This is a genomic window from Vibrio maerlii, from assembly GCF_003415655.1.
GTDB lineage: Bacteria > Pseudomonadota > Gammaproteobacteria > Enterobacterales > Vibrionaceae > Vibrio > Vibrio maerlii.
The window spans coordinates 47,564-64,202 of the sequence record NZ_QRHC01000017.1; the positions used below are offsets into that span (position 1 = coordinate 47,564).

General features: G+C 46.9%; 15 protein-coding genes. 4 read left to right on the forward strand and 11 right to left on the reverse strand.

All coding sequences use genetic code 11. The features are described 5' to 3' along the window. Positions 1-42 precede the first annotated feature (42 nt). From ilvA to ilvG, 5 genes are read right to left on the reverse strand one after another with little or no spacing between them, the layout of a single operon-like run. Entirely contained in the window at positions 43-1,590 is a 1,548-nt protein-coding gene (ilvA, locus tag DPF91_RS20620; RefSeq protein WP_117236316.1) for a threonine ammonia-lyase, biosynthetic, read from the reverse strand. A 3-nt stretch (positions 1,591-1,593) separates the two neighbouring features. Beyond that, positions 1,594-3,435, reverse strand: a complete 1,842-nt coding sequence (ilvD, locus tag DPF91_RS20625; RefSeq protein ID WP_117236317.1) for a dihydroxy-acid dehydratase — start codon at positions 3,433-3,435, stop codon at positions 1,594-1,596. Between the two features lie 27 nt (positions 3,436-3,462). Next, positions 3,463-4,425 carry a branched-chain-amino-acid transaminase gene (gene ilvE / locus DPF91_RS20630; RefSeq protein WP_117236318.1) on the reverse strand — a complete coding sequence of 321 codons (963 nt, stop codon included), beginning with the start codon at positions 4,423-4,425 and terminating at the stop codon, positions 3,463-3,465. Between the two features lie 11 nt (positions 4,426-4,436). Further along, complete coding sequence (gene ilvM / locus DPF91_RS20635) at positions 4,437-4,721, reverse strand: acetolactate synthase 2 small subunit (RefSeq protein ID WP_117236319.1); 285 nt, start codon at positions 4,719-4,721, stop codon at positions 4,437-4,439. Positions 4,722-4,732: 11 nt separating this feature from the next. Further along, entirely contained in the window at positions 4,733-6,379 is a 1,647-nt protein-coding gene (ilvG, locus tag DPF91_RS20640) for an acetolactate synthase 2 catalytic subunit (RefSeq protein WP_117236320.1), read from the reverse strand. A 451-nt stretch (positions 6,380-6,830) separates the two neighbouring features. On the opposite strand from ilvG, the gene DPF91_RS20645 reads away from it, so the two are divergent. Continuing rightward, positions 6,831-8,354, forward strand: a complete 1,524-nt coding sequence (locus tag DPF91_RS20645) for a YifB family Mg chelatase-like AAA ATPase (RefSeq protein WP_117236321.1) — start codon at positions 6,831-6,833, stop codon at positions 8,352-8,354. Between the two features lie 131 nt (positions 8,355-8,485). Then, entirely contained in the window at positions 8,486-9,370 is an 885-nt protein-coding gene (locus DPF91_RS20650; protein ID WP_117236322.1) for an acyltransferase, read from the forward strand. 74 nt (positions 9,371-9,444) lie between these two features. Here the strand turns inward: DPF91_RS20650 and DPF91_RS20655 are convergent, their stop codons facing one another. The 5 genes from DPF91_RS20655 to DPF91_RS22135 all read right to left on the reverse strand — a co-directional run bounded on the left by DPF91_RS20655 (position 9,445) and on the right by DPF91_RS22135 (position 13,337). Next, entirely contained in the window at positions 9,445-10,047 is a 603-nt protein-coding gene (locus tag DPF91_RS20655) for a thiol:disulfide interchange protein DsbA/DsbL (RefSeq protein ID WP_117236323.1), read from the reverse strand. 43 nt (positions 10,048-10,090) lie between these two features. Next, positions 10,091-11,077, reverse strand: coding sequence for a serine/threonine protein kinase (locus DPF91_RS20660; protein ID WP_117236324.1), 987 nt, complete (start codon positions 11,075-11,077; stop codon positions 10,091-10,093). Positions 11,078-11,140: 63 nt separating this feature from the next. Continuing rightward, complete coding sequence (gene ccoG / locus DPF91_RS20665; RefSeq protein ID WP_117236325.1) at positions 11,141-12,559, reverse strand: cytochrome c oxidase accessory protein CcoG; 1,419 nt, start codon at positions 12,557-12,559, stop codon at positions 11,141-11,143. Positions 12,560-12,799: 240 nt separating this feature from the next. Next, a complete protein-coding gene (locus DPF91_RS20670; protein ID WP_117236326.1) occupies positions 12,800-13,066 on the reverse strand; it encodes a YihD family protein in 267 nt (88 codons plus the stop codon). 103 nt (positions 13,067-13,169) lie between these two features. Further along, complete coding sequence (locus DPF91_RS22135; protein WP_164684255.1) at positions 13,170-13,337, reverse strand: hypothetical protein; 168 nt, start codon at positions 13,335-13,337, stop codon at positions 13,170-13,172. A gap of 305 nt (positions 13,338-13,642) precedes the next feature. Here DPF91_RS22135 and DPF91_RS20675 point away from each other — a divergent pair, with 305 nt between their 5' ends. Next, positions 13,643-14,434 (forward strand): sporulation protein, encoded by a 792-nt coding sequence (locus DPF91_RS20675; protein WP_117236327.1) that lies wholly within the window; start codon positions 13,643-13,645, stop codon positions 14,432-14,434. Between the two features lie 110 nt (positions 14,435-14,544). Continuing rightward, positions 14,545-15,195, forward strand: a complete 651-nt coding sequence (trhA, locus tag DPF91_RS20680) for a PAQR family membrane homeostasis protein TrhA (RefSeq protein WP_117236328.1) — start codon at positions 14,545-14,547, stop codon at positions 15,193-15,195. Here the strand turns inward: trhA and DPF91_RS20685 are convergent. Continuing rightward, positions 15,192-16,637 carry a TrkH family potassium uptake protein gene (locus DPF91_RS20685; RefSeq protein ID WP_117236329.1) on the reverse strand — a complete coding sequence of 482 codons (1,446 nt, stop codon included), beginning with the start codon at positions 16,635-16,637 and terminating at the stop codon, positions 15,192-15,194. The two genes, trhA and DPF91_RS20685, sit on opposite strands and share 4 nt — an antisense overlap. Between the last annotated feature and the right edge of the window lie 2 nt (positions 16,638-16,639).

The window sequence follows — 16,639 nt, forward strand, 5'->3', positions numbered from 1 at the left end:
TCGTTTTCGCTGCGTGTTATCTGTTATGGGGTGATATCAGTTTTAAGATAAGAAGAATTGATAGGACGGGTTGTCCGTTTCATCTTTACATTGATAACCAAGCTCTAATAGATGTGCTGAGAAGCGACTTAAATCGGCTTCATCAAGTTCAAATCCACAGAGCACGCGGCCATAATCGGCACCGTGATTACGGTAGTTGAACAGGCTGATATTCCAGTGTGTACCTAATGTACTTAGGAACTTGAGTAGCGCACCTGGATATTCAGGAAACTCGAAGCTGTACAAACGCTCTTTTAATGGCTTAGAGGGTTTACCACCAATCATGTAGCGTACGTGCAGTTTCGCCATTTCATCATCAGACAGGTCTACCACCGGGTAGCCACCTTCGCGAAGGTCATGAATGATGTTATCCAGCTCTTCTTGACCACCTTGCAGGCGTACACCAACAAAGATGTTTGCTAACTCATCGTCGTTGTAGCGGTAGTTAAACTCTGTCACCGCTCGACCACCAATGATGTGGCAAAACTCGAAAAATGCACCTTGACGCTCTGGGATCGTCACAGCCAGTAGGCCCTCACGTTTTTCACCTAGCTCACAGCGCTCTGAAACGTAGCGTAAGCCATGGAAGTTGGTATTAGCACCAGATAGCACTGTGCCCAACTGTTTGCCCTCTAGCGCGTTCTGCTCGGCGAATTTCTTTAGCCCCGCTAATGCTAAAGCTCCCGAAGGTTCAGCAATGGCTCGCGTGTCCTCAAAGATATCTTTGACCGCAGCGCAGATCTCATCGCTTGAAACTGCAATATGGCCATCAATGAACTCTTGGCAAAGACGGAAGGTTTCTTCACCAATGCGTTTTACTGCGACACCATCGGCAAACATGCTGACTTGATCGAGTACCACTGGCTCACCTGCATCGAGCGCAGCTTTCAGACAAGATGAGTCTTCTGGCTCAACCGCAATCACTTTGATCTCTGGCATTAACTGCTTTACGAGAACCGCCACACCAGCGGCTAATCCGCCACCGCCAACCGGTACAAAAATATAGTCGAGATGACCATTTTGCTGCAGCATTTCCATCCCGATCGTACCTTGGCCTGCAATCACCAATGGGTGATCGAATGGAGGTACGAAGGTATAACCATGCTCTGCTGACAAGCGCTCAGCTTCTGCTTTGGCTTCATCGAAGTTGCTGCCATGCAGTACCACAATACCGCCAAAGCCACGAACCGCTTCAACTTTGATATCAGGGGTCGTCTTAGGCATCACTATGGTTGTTTTGATGCCTAGCTTAGTGCCAGAGAGCGCCATACCTTGCGCATGGTTACCTGCAGAGGCTGCGATAACACCCGCGGCCTTCTGTTCATCTGATAAGCTCGACACCATGTTATAGGCGCCACGTAGCTTAAATGAGTGCACAGGCTGACGGTCTTCTCGTTTGAGTTGTACTTGGTTATTGATACGTTCAGAAAGGCGAGGCATCTCCTGAAGAGGAGTGACCGTTGCTACTTCATAGACTGGAGCTCGAAGAATTTGGCGCAGATAATCTGCGCCAGATTGAGTTCCCTTATTCGCTGATAGGGTCTCGGTCATAAGCTAGCCCTCTAGCTTAGATTTGTCTCGTACAGCACCCTTATCTGCACTTGTTGCCATGCTTGCGTAGGCTTTCAGTGCGAAGGATACTTCGCGTTGACGATCGACTGGTTTCCAACCGAGCTCGTCTTGCTTTGCTCGGCGTGCAGCCATTTCATCGTCAGAGATTTCCAGTGAGATGCTACGGTTTGGAATGTCGATTGCGATGATATCGCCATCTTTTACCAGACCAATAGCTCCGCCGTTTGCGGCCTCTGGAGATGCGTGACCAATCGATAGACCCGATGTACCACCGGAGAAACGGCCATCAGTAAGAAGTGCGCACTCTTTACCCAGTCCCATTGATTTCAGGTATGTCGTTGGGTACAGCATTTCTTGCATGCCTGGGCCGCCTTTAGGGCCTTCGTAGCGGATGATAACCACATCGCCGGCTTTCACTTTGCCGCCTAAAATGCCATCTACCGCATCTTCTTGGCTCTCAAATACCACGGCAGGGCCAGTAAACTTGAGAATGCTTTCATCAACGCCCGCAGTCTTAACGATACAGCCATCAAGTGCAATGTTACCAGACAGTACTGCTAGGCCACCTTCTTGGCTAAAGGCATTTTCTTTGGTGCGGATACAACCATCTACGCGGTCATCATCTAAACGATCCCAGCGGCAATCTTGCGAGAAGGCTTGCGTAGTGCGGATTCCAGCAGGGCCTGCACGGAAGAACTTCAACACTTCTTCATCTTCGGTTTGGATGATGTCGTATTGTGCCAGTTGTTCTTTCATTGAAAGACCTAGTACCGTGCGCGCTTCATTGTGCAATAGGCCAGCACGGTCTAGTTCACCAAGGATAGCCATCACACCACCAGCGCGGTGAACGTCTTCCATGTGATATTTCTGAGTTGATGGTGCCACCTTACATAGGTGAGGAACCTGACGAGATAGACGGTCGATATCTTCCATATCGAAGTCTACTTCGCCTTCTTGCGCTGCAGCTAATAGGTGAAGGATGGTGTTGGTTGAACCACCCATTGCGATATCCAGCGCCATTGCGTTTTCAAACGCATCAAAGGTCGCGATATTGCGTGGCAGTGCAGATTCATCATCTTGCTCATAGTAACGACGAGTCAGTTCAACAATGCGACGACCTGCGTTGAGGAATAGTGCTTCACGGTCTGCGTGAGTCGCTAACATAGAGCCGTTACCTGGCTGAGAGAGACCTAGCGCTTCGGTCAAACAGTTCATAGAGTTTGCTGTGAACATACCTGAGCAAGAGCCACAAGTAGGGCAGGCACTGCGTTCGATCTGCTCGCTTTGCTCGTCGGAAACTTTCGGGTCAGCGCCTTGGATCATGGCATCAACAAGATCGAGCTTGATGATCTGATCAGAAAGCTTGGTTTTACCCGCTTCCATTGGGCCACCAGACACAAAGATCACTGGGATATTAAGACGCATTGACGCCATCAGCATTCCCGGAGTGATTTTGTCACAGTTGGAGATACATACCATTGCATCGGCACAGTGAGCATTCACCATGTATTCCACTGAGTCGGCAATCAGTTCACGTGATGGCAGCGAGTAAAGCATACCGCCATGACCCATTGCGATACCGTCATCGACCGCGATGGTGTTGAATTCTTTGGCGATACCGCCTGCTTTCTCAATTTCGCGCGCTACCAGTTGTCCCATATCTTTTAGGTGAACGTGTCCTGGTACGAACTGAGTGAATGAGTTTACAACGGCAATGATTGGCTTGCCGAAGTCTTCGTCTTTAACACCCGTTGCTCGCCATAACGCACGAGCACCCGCCATGTTACGACCATGAGTTGTGGTTGCTGATCTATATTTAGGCATCTTACTTCTTCCTTATTTGCCAGTGCGTTATGCTTGGTTCTCTGCAGCTGAATCGCTTGTTGGGTACACGTAATCTAACCAGCCCCACTTATCCTCAGTGGTGCCGTTAAATAGGCCAAAGTAAAGCTCTTGCATTACCTTAGTGATTGGGCCGCGTTTGCCTTCGCCCACTTCAATCTTGTCGATAGAGCGAACTGGGACGATTTCTGCTGCTGTACCCGTCATGAAGACTTCGTCTGCTAGGTAAAGCGCTTCACGAGCGATGTTTGCTTCGCGAACCTCATAGCCTCTGTCTTTTGCTAGCGTCATGATTGAGTCGCGTGTGATACCCGGTAGGATCGCACTCGTGGCTGGTGGTGTAGTGATGACGCCATCTTTAACAACAAAGATATTCTCACCGGCACCTTCCGATAGGTAGCCATCAACGCTTAGTGCAATACCTTCATCGTAACCGTGGCGTCGAGCTTCACCACCAACCAGTAGTGAAGATAGGTAGTTACCACCAGCTTTAGCTGCTGTAGGGATTGTGTTTGGTGCTGCACGGTTCCAGCTTGAGATCATTGCATCTACGCCATTCTCAAGAGCTTCTTCACCTAGGTATGACCCCCAAGGGAACGCAGCAATGATTAACTCCATTTCCGTGCCTTCAGGTGGACATACACCGAGGCCGACATTGCCAACGAAACCAAGTGGACGAATGTATGCCGATTCCAGTTTGTTTTGGCGCAGAGTTTCACGCGTCGCTTCCATGATCTCTTCTTCCGTGTACGGAATTGGGAAGCGATAGATTTTTGCTGAATCTTTTAGGCGCTTAGCGTGTTCTGGGTGGCGAAAAACCACTGGGCCTTTGGGCGTGTTGTAACAACGAACACCCTCAAAAACAGAAGTACCGTAGTGCATCGCATGAGTTAGGACGTGGACATTGGCCTCACCCCAAGGAACCATTTCACCATTAAACCAAATGTAATCTGCTGTTCTCTTGTTGCTCATCGCTGTCTTCCTTATGCGTTCACTTTGTGTTGTAGGTTGTTGTTCGGGAGTTCGTTGTTGTTGATCTTGATAACATCAACACTGATCACGTCCCAAAGTTTTTCAATTTGATTAGTTAAGAATGAGATTGGTCGGTCGCTATCGACAATAATCTCTACGCTGGCAATCTTGCTGTCATGATTCTGAGTGCCAGCCACTTGCTTAACGATAAATCCACGGTGACGAACTACGCGCAATACGCGCTCTAGAAGTACCGGCTTATCGTCCGCTTTGATGTCTAATAAATATCTTTCCATGAAACCATCTCCTAAGTGTTCTCTAACATATCACTGTTTGATGCACCCGGTGGTACGAGTGGCCAAACATTCTCTTCTTCATCAATGAGAACATGGAGAAGATAAGCGGTTTTACTCTCTAGCATTTCTTTCAGTGCTGGTTCTACTTCTTCTTTCTTAGTGATCACCTTACCTGGAATGCCAAAGGCTTTAGCAAGCATGACAAAGTCAGGGTTGTCATCAAGGATGGTTTCACTGTGGCGACCGTCGAAGAACAGAGACTGCCATTGGCGAACCATGCCAAGGCGCTGATTATCAAGTAAAACCATCTTCACTGGGATTTGACGACGCTTGAGTGTCCCTAGCTCTTGAACGTTCATCATGAATGAACCATCGCCAGAGATAAGAATCGATTGGTCATCAGGGCGAGCCACCGCCGCACCCATTGCTGCTGGTAGACCAAAGCCCATGGTGCCAAGGCCTGCTGAGGTGATGAAGTTCTGTGGCGCACGTGGCTGAATATGCTGAGCTGTCCACATCTGATGTTGACCAACATCGGTAGAGACCATTGAAGTAGCTGGCATCATGTCCGACAGCTGCTTTAAAAGTAGTGGAGCAAAGATGAGGTCACCTGGGTGGTCATAGCGCCACTTGAATGCACTACGTAGGCTCTCACTGTGGTGAACCCAAGGCGTGATCTCTTGCTCTAGTTTTAATTGTGGAAGAATCTCACGGATATCACCGCGCAGAGCAGCATGCGCATGACGAAGCTTGTTGAATTCAGCCGCGTCGATATCGATATGAATCACTTTTGCATGCGGTGCAAAAGTATCTAACTTACCGGTCACACGGTCATCGAAACGAGCGCCACATACAATCAGTAGGTCACTCTCTTGTACGACTAAGTTAGCGGCCTTGGTACCGTGCATACCCAACATACCTAAGTAGTGAGGATCGTTTCGCTCAATGGTGCCTAGACCTTTTAGTGTACTGACTGAAGGCATAGGGTTGTCAGCTAAGAACTGACGAACAGACTCTGTTGCGTTTGCCAATTGAACACCACCACCCACGTAAAATACAGGGCGTTTACTCTCGCGCAGAACGGCTTGTGCTAGACGGATGCTCTCAGGAGTCGGAACTGGGATTGCTGGTGGACGGAACGTCGGGAGTTCTTCAACAGGCGCTTGAGCAAGTTGAACATCTTTAGCGATATCAACGATGACTGGGCCTGGGCGGCCTGCTTTTGCTACTTCAAATGCTTCCGCTAGAGTGGGTGCAAGCTCATTGATATCAGTAACTAGGTAGCTGTGCTTAGTACACGCTAGCGACATACCAATCACATCAATCTCTTGGAATGCGTCGGTACCGATGTGGGTGCTGGCTACCTGACCTGTGATTGCGACCAATGGGATAGAGTCCATGAAGGCATCGGCAAGGCCTGTGACAAGGTTGGTTGCACCAGGGCCAGAAGTTGCGAGACAGACAGCTACTTCTTGAGAGGCTCGTGCCATACCAATTGCTGCCATCGCGGCACCTTGCTCATGACGGCAAAGGATGTGTTCTACACCACCGTCGTATAATGCATCGTAGATTGGCATGATGGCACCGCCAGGGTAACCAAATACTTGTTTAATACCTTGTTGCGCTAACGCTGCAACGACTAACTCTGCTCCAGTCATTCCGCCCCCTTTTTGCCTTGCTGGCTTGTTCCGTGTACTTGGCACATCGTGTGCTCCCATTCTTCCTGTTCGATTCTTCAATGAATCTTGAGCTTAAAATGACAAAAACCCCCGACCTTTCGGTGCGGGGGTTTTTAAAATCTGTGGTTACTTATCTCCCACATCCCCCCGTGCAGTCGGAATAATGACCACAATAATAAGGAGAATCAGCGCTGATGCTTTGGCGATAAGTTTCATTATTTTCTATTTATGTATGTCGTAATTTTAGTGAAAAATTATACGAAAATGTTTGCGTCTCTAGTGGTAACACACAAATCTGTTATCTGACAAGCAAAATGTCATTCTTTTTTCACATTTCCTCAGCATCTATCCACGCTATACAACAAGTTCACATGAGTAAGTGGTTCACTTTTCAGCGTAAATGAGTTCACAGCAGTTAGGGTAGTTAGAAATGGGGTTAGCGATTGTTCATAGTAGAGCCTGTGTCGGTGTTCAGGCTCCCCATGTGGATGTTGAAGTTCATATAAGCAATGGAATGCCAGGTTTTACCCTGGTGGGTTTGCCGGAGACCACGGTTAAGGAATCGAAGGATCGGGTTCGTAGCGCAATTCTCAACTCGAGGTTTGAGTTTCCAGCAAAACGGATCACCGTTAATTTAGCACCAGCGGATCTACCAAAAGAAGGGGGTCGCTTCGACCTGCCGATAGCTCTTGGTATATTGGCTGCTTCAGAGCAGATCCCTATCGATAAACTTGACCTGTACGAGTTCATTGGTGAGCTTGCCTTAAACGGTGAGCTACGATCGGTGAAGGGAGTGTTACCCGCCGCACTGGCTGCAAACAAGATACAGCGCCACTTAGTCGTGCCACACGCGAATGGCGATCAGGCTGCCTTGGTGGGTAAGGAGTACCATAAGTCAGCTGTATCATTGCTTGAGGTGTGTAGTGAATTATGTGGTCAACAGCTTTTACAGCTGCATCAATCGACGTCTTCACAAGTTGAGTCCAATAATGAACGTGACTTACAGGATATTATTGGTCAGCAACAGGGAAAGCGGGCACTAGAGATTGCCGCCGCAGGAAATCACAACCTGTTGTTTCTTGGCCCTCCGGGGACAGGTAAGACCATGTTGGCATCGCGCCTGTGTGACTTATTACCGGAAATGACCGATGAAGAGGCGATGGAGACTGCATCCGTTGCCTCTTTGACTCAGCAAGAGATTAATCAGTACAACTGGAAGCTTCGTCCATTTCGATCTCCTCATCACTCTAGCTCAATGGCTGCGTTGGTTGGAGGGGGCTCAATCCCCAGGCCAGGGGAGATCTCGTTGTCGCACAATGGCTTGCTCTTTCTCGATGAGATGCCCGAATTTGAACGCAAGGTACTCGATTCGTTGCGGGAGCCACTGGAGTCTGGCGAGGTGGTGATATCTAGGGCTGCAGGCAAGACCAAATTCCCAGCAAGGTTCCAGCTAGTTGGAGCACTAAATCCGAGCCCTACGGGTTACTATGAGGGCAACCAAGCGCGAACTAATCCTCAGATCATACTTCGTTACCTATCTCGACTCTCTGGCCCATTACTTGATCGCTTTGATATGTCTTTAGAGATCCCAGCGTTGCCGAAAGGTACACTGACCGAAGGTGGTGATAGAGGGGAGTCCACCTTGGTAGTGAAATCACGTGTTAGCAAAGCAAGAGAGGTTATGCTCCTACGGAACAATAAGGTTAATGCGTTGTTGGGTAGCCGAGAAGTTGACAAGTATTGCCCGTTAGAGAGACCAGATGCGGAATTTTTGGAGAATGCACTACATCGATTAGGGTTATCTATCCGTGCATATCATCGAATTATTAAGGTGGCTCGAACCATTGCTGACCTCGATGGAAAACAAAATATCGAGCGGTCACACCTAGCTGAAGCGTTAGGTTATAGAGCCATGGACCGATTGCTTAAGCAACTGACTCAACAAGCAATTTAGCTTGCCGACTAAATGAAATGATTGAATTGGATAGCAAAACAAATCAGACCATCGGTTCAGAGGCTTACAAGCGCAGGCTAGATTTGTATAATCATGCGCTGTTTTTTTGCCCATGTTTGTTTTTTAGGTTTATGTTCGGATATTTGACCCTAGTTCTTGTCGCTTCGTTGGTGATTCTAAATACTGCAGTATGCTCTTTACTGATCTGCGTGATGGCGTTGCTGAAGATTGTTCTACCCGGTCAGGCTGCAAAAGCGATGGCTACACGATGGGCAAATGGTTTTATGTGGCTGTGGGCAACAGTAAATACCTATATCCTTAACGGTTTTAATCGTGTTGAGTGGCAGGTTGAAGGGCTAGAAGGGCTCAAAAAGGATGGCTGGTATTTGATGATCAGTAATCATCTTAGTTGGTCGGATATTGTGGTGTTGTGTAGTGTGTTTAAAGATCGCATTCCAATGCCTAAATTCTTCCTTAAGCAACAGCTGATGTACGTGCCATTTGTTGGCCTAGCTTGTTGGGCGTTGGATATGCCATTTATGCGCCGTTACTCACGAGAATATCTGATTCGTTATCCTGAGAAGCGTGGACAAGACCTCGAAACCACTCGCCGCTCCTGTGCCAAGTTTAAAGACACTCCAACGACTGTGGTGAACTATGTGGAAGGGACCCGTTTTACCACAGAGAAGCAACTCCGTAGTAAAGCTGGATACCAACACCTATTGATGCCAAAGACCGGTGGTATTGCCTATACACTGGCGTCAATGGGTGACCAGTTTGAGAACATCATTGATGTAACACTCGCCTATCCGAAGAACACCGATCAACCTTTCAAAGATATGTTGATGGGGCGCCTAACTAAAATTGTGGTTAAGGTGAGAGTATTGCCTGTTGATGACAACGTCCGAGGTGATTATTTTAACGATAAGCCTTACAAACGTCAGTTCCAGCAATGGCTAGGAGATATCTGGCAAGATAAGGATGAAGTGCTCAGTCAGATTCACCACAAAGATTAGAACAATTAAAAAAGCAAAGGGAGCCAAACGGCTCCCTTTGTTGTGTAACTCATTGAACTAATTCGCGATAGCGATTATTTAAGCGTCAGTAGGTAGTTAACAAGAGCAAAGTATTCATCTAGAGATTTGATTTCGTTTGCTTCTACTAGGTAACGGTTGTTAACCACAACAGCTGGAACGCCTGATAGGCCGCTGTCTTTGAATTGTTTGTCAAAACGACGAACCATTGAATCTACGGCGAAACCTTTATATGCAGAGTCGAACTTCTTCGCGTCTACACCTTCGTCTAGGAAGATCTGACGCAGTTCTTCTTCGTTGCGTGGTGGCTGTTGTAGGGTGTGGATACGGTTGAATAGCACAGGTACCATTTTGTCTTCGATCTTAAGCGATACCATCGTTGCGTATGCCTTACTCATCGGCTTACCCATGTTGCCGCCCATGAAAGAAACGTGGTTCTTTACCAGCTTAGCATTGTCTGGCAGCTGAGCTTTTAGCTGCTGAATAATTGGCTCAAAGCTATTACAGTGTGGGCAGTAGAATGAGAAAAACTCAGTTACGGTTGGCGTTTTTGATGCTGGAACATCGAGCACGCGGTAGTGAGTACCTTCCGAGAAATCAGCGGCATGAACACTCAAGCTAAGCATCAGTGTTGTAAATAGGGCGAATAGCTTTTTCATTGTTTTATATTACTCCATGTTTAAATCGAGAAGCACGACCTACTTACCATTGGGGTGATAGGCTCAGTGGTGACTCTTCTAGTGCGGCCAATTGCTCTTTAATAGCTAGGACCTGTCCTTCCCAGTATTTCGGGTCATCGAACCAAGGAAATGCTATTGGGAAAGCTGGATCTTGCCATCTTTTTGCGAGCCATGCCATATAGTGCACCATGCGTAGACCGCGTAAAGGCTCAATAAGTTTCAATTCATTGTGATTGAATTGATGATATTCATCATACCCTTCAAGCAGCGTATCAAGCTGAATCAGCTTTTCATGGCGCTCGCCACTCAGCATCATCCATAAATCCTGTACTGCAGGGCCGTTGCGCGCATCATCCAAATCGACAAACATAGGCCCATCACGCCATAAGATATTACCTGGGTGACAGTCTCCATGAAGGCGGATTGAAGAGATATCGGCTGGCCATTGCTGCTCCAGTGCTTTGATCAGTAAATCGAGATCATTAAAGAATGCTGACTCTAGGTGCATTGGAATGAAAGTAGAGTTTTGTAAGATCTGTTTTGGTTGGCGCAGATATTCCTCGATACCTATGGTTGGTCGATAGGTAAACGATTTTTGACTACCTACCTTATGAATACGGCCTAAAAAGCGCCCAACCCATTCAAGGTGTTCAAGGTTATCAACCTCAAACTGGCGACCGCCAACACTTGGAAAGACCGTAAACCAATAGTCTTGGTACTCGTGCAGGGTTTGGCCATTGAGAACAAGAGGGGCAGCAAGTGGGATCTCATGCTCATTCAACTCTAGGCTGAACTCATGTTCCTCAAGAATCTGTTCTTTGGTCCAACGGTTTGGTCGATAGAACTTCACTACGTATCGAGCACGTTCTTCATCCGTAAACTGATAAACACGATTTTCGTAGCTATTAAGAGCGAGAAAGCCGGATTCTGCTCGAATGCCAACGCTCTCAAGGGCATACCACATGAAGTCAGGAGTTAGCCCATCAAAATTAAAGGTAGATTGTGTCATAAATAAAAAAGGCTCTGTTACCTAGATAGAGTAATGAGCCTTTCCTTACGTTAGTGGCTTTGGTTAGAGCTGTTTAATGAAACGGCTCTCAACCTCAAGTGTAAACTCATCATTAGTGGTGAGTATAAACTGAATTGTTGAAACAGGTGAGGCTATATCGTCTGGTTGAACCCCTAAACTCATTGGTAAGTTAAGTACTTCACCTGGCTTCACTTGTACTGTTTGACGGCCATACCATGAGACGTCACTCAAACCACTGACATTGAGTTTGTACTCTTGAGTTTGCTGGGTCTTGTTGATGATCTTAAGCGTGTAGGTGTTCTCTACCTCGCCCGAGCTGTTCACTCGAAATAACTGGGTTCTATCGCGAATGACGCTCAGCCCTGCAGGGTCAACAGCAGCAACTTGAGCAAAGAATAAGCCGATCATCACTAACAATACTGCGCCATAGCCAAGTAGCTTTGGACGCATCACTTTAGTGCTGTTGCCAGCCAGTCTGTGTTCTGTGGTGTAGTTGATCAGCCCTTGCTCATAGCCCATACGATCCATGGTCTTGTTACACGCATCAATACACGCACCACAGTTGATGCATTCGTATTGCAAGCCATCACGAATATCGATACCGGTTGGACATACCTGAACACACAGGTCACAGTCGATACAGTCACCCAAACCAAGTGCTTTATGATCGGCTTTGCGTGAGCGAGGGCCGCGTGTTTCACCGCGTTTGGTGTCGTAGCCAACAATGAAGGTGTCTTTATCGAACATTGCCGATTGGAATCGTGCATAAGGGCACATGTGCAGACAAACGATAGAGCGCATCCAACCAGCATTTGCGTAAGTACAACCGGCGAAGAATAGAACCCAGAAGCTTACCCAGAAACTGGTATCGAACGTGAAAAAGTCGATGAACAGAGATTTTACTGGCACGAAGTATCCGACAAAGGTGAGGCCAGTCACCAGGGCAATAGCAATCCAGGCAAGGTGCTTGAGCCCTTTGCGCATAATTAACTGGCTGGTGAGTTTACCCGAGTCTTGTTTACGACGCTTGTTGGCTGAACCTTCAAGTTTTTCTTCAAACCAGATGTACATGAAGGTCCATACGGTCTGAGGGCATAGGTAACCACACCATACGCGCCCTAAGAAGGTGGTAATGAAGAACAGCCCAAAAGCCGCGATCATGAACAGCAGTGCAAGAAGAGTGAGATCTTGTGGATAAAGGGTGGTGCCGAAAAAGTTAAACTGCTGATTACCTATATCAAGCAAGATAGCTTGGCGTTCACCAAAAGGAATCCAGGGTGTCAAAATGAATAGGGCAAGTAAGAACCAAGAGCCATAACGACGAAGCATTTGGAATGTACCTTTGCTTTCTCGCACATAGATACGATTACTTGGGTTGAATCTATCCCCTTTACCTTTATGGGTTTTGGGGTTGAACGTCTTGGGTGTGACATCCTTGATATCGATCTTGTCCTGACTCATGTTGAGGTTCCATTCGGCTGACGGTGTGATGTGTAATCACACTGATGACATTGCTTATATTGTTATTTTTACGCATTACACGATTATAGGGCGCGATTATAACGGTAATAACAATCTATTTTCTTTAACGCTATCAACCTTTAACAACAAATAGCCGTACAGATGAGTAATAAATTAGCCGAACAGTGAAACGAAAAAAGCGGCTGACGCCGCTTTAAAAGAGTATTGAGTAGGTATCGATTAATCGATAATACCGCGGGCACGCAGAATCGCGGTCTTAAAGTCATCCTCTTGGTCTTTCTTTAGACCTGGGATCATTTCGTCTTTTTCGCTGTTACGCATCTTAAGGTGGTAGATCAGCACATCATCAGTAAGATCTTCCAGCTTACCTTCATAACCGGCTTCGTTTGCTAGTTTGACGATCATCTGTAACAGGTTAAGGTCTTGATCTTTTTGCCACTCAGGCTCTAATAGTTCGATCAGTTCTTCAATGCGATGGCATTTCATTGGGCTTTCTCCATAGTTTTTATAATGTTTTATCGGAGTAAAGTAACAAATAACGCTGGGAATTCGAAGCAATAAAAAAGCGCAGTAGGACTGCGCTTTTTAGTTATGCTGCTTTTACAACTTGAGCGGAAGAAGGCTTACTTAGAGCTGCCTTTTCTACTAATGTCATTGTAGGAGCCGCTTGTTTTTTAACCGGTGCTGCAACGAAGTTGCTGCGACGGCGAGACGCACCACGATTCGAGTGCGAGAACCTGACAGTCATTGGACGCATTGAGTTACCTAACAGTCAGGCATTTCCATTGCCAATTTAATGGCCTGATTCACTATGAGCTGATGTAGGAACACCAATCACTCTTCTGGCATAGCCAATCCTATAGAGAATCAGGAAGATAGATATGATTGCATATCTAGTATTTAGGGTAGCACTGCGTACAACAGAGATCGACAGATATGATGTATTTTTCACCGCCAAATTAATAAATTAGTCAGTCAGTGAAAAACTAAAATGTTGACTCGGTTAGAGATTTTATTTGTATTAACGGTAGTATGAAGGTGTTGTGAGAAGGAGTTTCCGTTATGTCATTTTTTAAGAAAACACTAGCGAGCCTGGGGATTGGCTCAGCCAAGGTTGATGCAGTGCTCCAGCAAGAGATACTGAACCCTGGCGATCAGGTACAAGTGGTGATTCATGTATATGGTGGATCAACGGCGCAAGAGATCGGTAACATCAACGTGAAGCTATGCTGCCAATATAAAGAAGAAGTATCGGCGGATAACGACAATCGTAACTCTGGACGCAAAAAGATCGTTAACAAGAGCTACGTACTTTCTAAGTGGCAGTTGCCTTATGCCTTCACCATCGACTCGGGTGAGGAACGAGAGTTTGAGGTTACCCTTGATGTACCTTGGAATACGCCTGTGACGATTGGTGATGCAAAAGTCTGGCTCGATACAAGCTTAGATATTTCACTGGCGGTTGACCCTAGTGACAAAGATATTCTTACCGTGCGCCCCGATCCCTTGATGGACGGAATATTAACCGCATTGGAAGAGCAAGGACTACGTATTCGTCAGGTGGAGTGTGAAGCGGCGAAAGGCTTTGCTTTGCCATTTGTACAAGAGTTTGAATTTGTGCCGACTACTGGTCCTTATCATGGTCGCTGGCGAGAGGTAGAGATTGTCGCGTATCGTGATGAGTCTGAGCTAAAACTTTGGTTTGAGGTCGATCGTAGCCAGCGTGGTATTGGCGGTATGCTTTCTAGCCTTCTGGGGTTAGGGGAGCTAAAACGTCAATTGACTATTCCTGTTAACACCCAACCAGATCAAGCAGGTCAGCAGGTATTAGAGTTCTTGGAATCAACGACTTAATTCATTTACATTAAGACCCTCGATTCTAACTAGAGTATAAACTTAATTTTAAGCTTACACGTGTAAGCTTAATGTGTAATACTACCTCCTATTCAATAGGAGGTAGAACCATGTCACAGGCAAAATCTGCTTACAGCGTTAATGAAGAGGTCGCTAATACTTTGACACATGCCCTTGGCTGTGTGTTAGGTATGGTTGGTTTGGTTTTGTTAGTCATGAAGTCGCTAGCTGCTGGCGCAGATGCATTAACCATCACCAGCATGTCTATTTATGGTAGCAGTGTTGTTGTCTTGTTCCTCGCTTCTACCCTCTATCATGCCATCCCAAATCCTTCGACTAAGCGCTTATTTAAAACCCTCGACCACTGTGCGATCTACCTACTTATCGCGGGTAGCTATACGCCATTTATGTTGGTTAGTTTGAGAACACCACTCGCGGTTGGTTTGATGGCGGTGATCTGGTTGATTGCGCTGGTGGGTATTGTGATGAAGATAGCTTTTGTATATCGCTTCAAACGCTTGTCATTGGTCACTTATTTGTTGATGGGATGGCTATCTCTGATCGTGATTTACCAACTGGCAATTAGCTTGGAGGTTGGTGGGTTAGTGCTGCTCGCGTTAGGTGGTGTGGTCTACTCATTGGGGGTTATCTTTTATGTGAATGATAAAATCCCATACAACCATGCTATCTGGCACGTGTTTGTGCTGGCTGGCAGTATCTGTCATTTCTTCGCTATCTATTGGTATGTGAAGCCCGTTTAACGGCGCCAGAAAGCAGGGAAGAACAGTACCAATAATGTCAGTATTTCTAGGCGGCCCATCAGCATTCCAAAGCTGAGTAACCATTTCGCAGCATCAGGCAGCGGGGCAAAGTTACCCGTTGGACCAATCACGCTTCCCATTCCTGGGCCCACATTCGCGACCGCAGTAATAGCCCCCGAGATGCTAGTGATGGGATCGAGGCCCATAATGCTTAATCCGGCAGCAATAGCGATGATGGTGATGAAGAACATCAAGCCAAACGCAACCACTGAGCGAACGATATCATCATTCACTGGGCGCTTATTGTAGCGTTGAACGAACACCCCCGATGGGTGAATAAGCTTCATCATCTGTTTGTTTAGTAGGGTGATAGCGATCTGGAATCGGAATACCTTGATTCCACCTGAGGTTGAGCCTGAGCATGCTCCAGCCATCATTAAGAAGGCAAATAAGGTGGTTGGCAATGCCCCCCATGCTGTGAAATCTTCTAAACCAAATCCAGTGGTAGTGACAACCGAGACGATATTAAATGCTGACACACGAATGGCATCAAGGAAGGTGTAACCATCTCGAATGACTAACCAAGCAGCGACCATCAAGCTGGATCCAACAAACAGATAGGTAAAGCCTCTGACTTGCGCATCATGCACGAGAGCGTCGAGTTTACGCTTCTTCATTGCTGAAACAAACAGCAAGAAGGGCAAGCCCCCCAAGAACATGAAGAAGGTACCAACCCAATGAGCTGAGTTCGAGAAGTGGTTCATCGAGCCATCAGAGGTCGAGTAGCCACCAGTTGATAAGGTGGTAAACGCGTGGTTAATGGCATCAAACACACTCATCCCGGTAAACAGATAAGCAATAAAACACAGCGCAGTCAGTGTCAGATACACCAACACAATATTCTTGGCGACAGTCTTAGCGCGTGGGCTACTTTTATCTGACCAGTCAGAAGACTCGGTCTGGAACAGGCGCATACCACCGACGTTCAACATAGGTAGCACAGCTACAGCCATCACAATAAAGCCAATACCACCGAGCCATTGCAACGTAGAGCGCCAAAGAAGGATGCTTGGCGCCATGTTATCTAGCCCACTGAGCACTGTTGAACCTGTGGTTGTAATGCCTGACATGGTCTCAAAATAGGCGTCAGTGAAGCTTATGTGGTTGATGAACACAAACGGCAATGCCGCAAAGGCACTCGCTATGGTCCACACCAAGGATGTTATGAGGAACATATCCCGCACACTGAGTCTAAAGTGCGCAGTTCGACCCACAGAAAGACACGCAAAGGCGATTAGGTGAGTAATCAAAACGGATTGGCCAAATTCCAAAAAGCCATCTGTACCAGTGACGAATGCAACCAGTGTTGGCACATACATAAATAGGGCAAGCTTAGATAACACTAACCCTATGACCAGCAGAATGGGGCGGAAGTTGACCATTA

Excerpts from the sequence above, each read along its gene's own strand:
- ilvA (WP_117236316.1), bottom strand. The coding sequence starts at position 1,590 with ATGACCGAGACCCTATCAGCGAATAAGGGAACTCAATCTGGCGCAGAT.
- ilvM (WP_117236319.1), bottom strand. The coding sequence starts at position 4,721 with ATGGAAAGATATTTATTAGACATCAAAGCGGACGATAAGCCGGTACTT.
- DPF91_RS20655 (WP_117236323.1), bottom strand. The coding sequence starts at position 10,047 with ATGAAAAAGCTATTCGCCCTATTTACAACACTGATGCTTAGCTTGAGT.
- DPF91_RS20670 (WP_117236326.1), bottom strand. The coding sequence starts at position 13,066 with ATGAAATGCCATCGCATTGAAGAACTGATCGAACTATTAGAGCCTGAG.
- DPF91_RS20675 (WP_117236327.1), top strand. The coding sequence starts at position 13,643 with ATGTCATTTTTTAAGAAAACACTAGCGAGCCTGGGGATTGGCTCAGCC.
- ccoG (WP_117236325.1), bottom strand. The coding sequence starts at position 12,559 with ATGAGTCAGGACAAGATCGATATCAAGGATGTCACACCCAAGACGTTC.
- DPF91_RS22135 (WP_164684255.1), bottom strand. The coding sequence starts at position 13,337 with ATGCGTCCAATGACTGTCAGGTTCTCGCACTCGAATCGTGGTGCGTCT.
- DPF91_RS20685 (WP_117236329.1), bottom strand. The coding sequence starts at position 16,637 with ATGGTCAACTTCCGCCCCATTCTGCTGGTCATAGGGTTAGTGTTATCT.
- DPF91_RS20645 (WP_117236321.1), top strand. The coding sequence starts at position 6,831 with ATGGGGTTAGCGATTGTTCATAGTAGAGCCTGTGTCGGTGTTCAGGCT.
- DPF91_RS20650 (WP_117236322.1), top strand. The coding sequence starts at position 8,486 with ATGTTCGGATATTTGACCCTAGTTCTTGTCGCTTCGTTGGTGATTCTA.
- ilvG (WP_117236320.1), bottom strand. The coding sequence starts at position 6,379 with ATGACTGGAGCAGAGTTAGTCGTTGCAGCGTTAGCGCAACAAGGTATT.
- ilvE (WP_117236318.1), bottom strand. The coding sequence starts at position 4,425 with ATGAGCAACAAGAGAACAGCAGATTACATTTGGTTTAATGGTGAAATG.
- ilvD (WP_117236317.1), bottom strand. The coding sequence starts at position 3,435 with ATGCCTAAATATAGATCAGCAACCACAACTCATGGTCGTAACATGGCG.
- DPF91_RS20660 (WP_117236324.1), bottom strand. The coding sequence starts at position 11,077 with ATGACACAATCTACCTTTAATTTTGATGGGCTAACTCCTGACTTCATG.
- trhA (WP_117236328.1), top strand. The coding sequence starts at position 14,545 with ATGTCACAGGCAAAATCTGCTTACAGCGTTAATGAAGAGGTCGCTAAT.